Origin of the sequence: Bradyrhizobium sp. NBAIM08 (assembly GCF_020193935.1) — a bacterium.
In the GTDB taxonomy this organism is placed as follows: Bacteria; Pseudomonadota; Alphaproteobacteria; order Rhizobiales; family Xanthobacteraceae; genus Bradyrhizobium; species Bradyrhizobium yuanmingense.
In genome coordinates this window covers 1-1,528 of the sequence record NZ_JADYVR010000042.1, presented here as the reverse complement: position 1 = coordinate 1,528, position 1,528 = coordinate 1, and the positions used below count along the sequence as shown (strand labels likewise).

1 protein-coding gene and 1 pseudogene are annotated in these 1,528 nt (G+C 62.7%); both read right to left on the bottom strand.

Features of this window, described 5'->3' with window-relative positions; all coding sequences use genetic code 11:
• A pseudogene (locus I6F37_RS38270) lies at window positions 1–274 on the bottom strand (flagellin); the annotation flags it as partial.
• Window positions 275–633: 359 nt separating this feature from the next.
• The coding region (locus I6F37_RS38265) for a flagellin (RefSeq protein ID WP_275945424.1) at window positions 634–1,528 on the bottom strand (895 nt) is incomplete at its 5' end.

The following is a 1,528-nucleotide window of genomic DNA, read 5'->3' as shown; positions in this document are numbered from 1 at the left end:
TCGCAGAGTCGATCAGCTTCTGCAGCGAGGTGATGCCGGTGTTGGCAGCCTGCAGCACCTGCACGCCGTTGGCGATGCCGTCGAGCAGGTTGTTGATGTCGCTGGCGCGGTTGTCGAGCGACTGGGCCGTGAAGAAGTTGGTGGGATTGTCCAGGGCCGAGTTGACGCTCTTGCCGGTCGACAGACGGCTCTGGGTGGTGGCGAGAAGATCGGCGGTGGACTGGAGGGAGAGCAGGTTCTGACGAACCGATGCGGAGAGAACGATACCGGACATTGAGTGTTACCCTTCTGGTACGCAACGCAACAAAACTTCGATTAGGATTAATCGATGGCCGGGACGGTGAACGTTGTGGGCTAACAAAGCATGAAGCGAGTCGCGCCAGGCCCTCCACCGATTCACCATGTGCGCATCCGGAGCCTCAGCGTTCTCACCCATATCGTCATGATAGGACGGCGCTTTTCCGTGCACCGATGAGGCATTTGCGACTTGTCAACCATAACTGAGAGTGAGCAATTGGCTGCATCGAATGCACCGCTGCGACCTTGCCGGGCAGCACTCGCACGCCGACCCAAAAAGAAAGCGGCGGGGCCGAAGCCCCGCCGCCGGATCTTGCTTGCGATATCGTCCGCGACTTAGCGGAGCAGTTGCAGCACGCTCTGCTGCGACTGGTTGGCCAGCGACAGCGCCGAGACCGCGATCGACTGGCGGGTCGACAGCGCCTGGCTGTTGGCCGCCTCGACGTTGGTGTCGGCCAGGGTCAGGTTGGACGAGCCGGTCTGCAGCACGTTGATCAGGCTCTTGTTGAAGTCCTGACGAACCTGCACCACCGAGAGGTTCGAGCCGAGGCTCGAGGCCTGCGAGCGCAGCGTGCTCGAGGCGGCGTTGAGGTTGGTCAGCACCTTGTTGGTGGCAGCGTTGTCGATGAAGTCGACACCGCTGGTCAGCGAGGCGAGGCCCAGACCCTTGGAGTTGTAGGTCACGCCGGTGATGCTGAGGTTCGACTTGCCGGTCTCGTCGAACACCAGCTTGAGCTGGTCGCCGTTCAAGAGGTTGACGCCGTTGAACGAGGAGTCCTGCGCGGTCGTGTCGATCTGGTTCAGGATGTTGTTGAACTGAGACACCAGGTTGGCACGCGAGGTCTGCGCGACGACGTCCTGGACGGGGCTGGAAGCCGTCGAGAACGTCAGCGACGAGGTCAGCGTGCCGCCGATCGCACCACCCGCGGCGCTCGAACCGATGGTCGAGGACGCGTAGTCGTTGGTGGTCGAGATCGTCAGCAGGCCGTTGGCGTCGATCGTCGCAGCCAGATTGTTGGCCTGCAGCTTGGTGTTGAGCTGATCGAGCGTCTTGACCGTGCCGTTGGTGCCGTCGCCGAAGGTGACGTTGACCGCCGTGCCGCCGTTGAAGGAGGTGAAGGTCAAGGTCTTGCCGCTGATGCCGCCGATGCCGGAGGTGCGCGCCGCGGTGAAGGCGGTCGCCGTTCCGGTGTTGCCGGCAAGGCCGAGCGCGTTCAGCGCATTGCCCGTG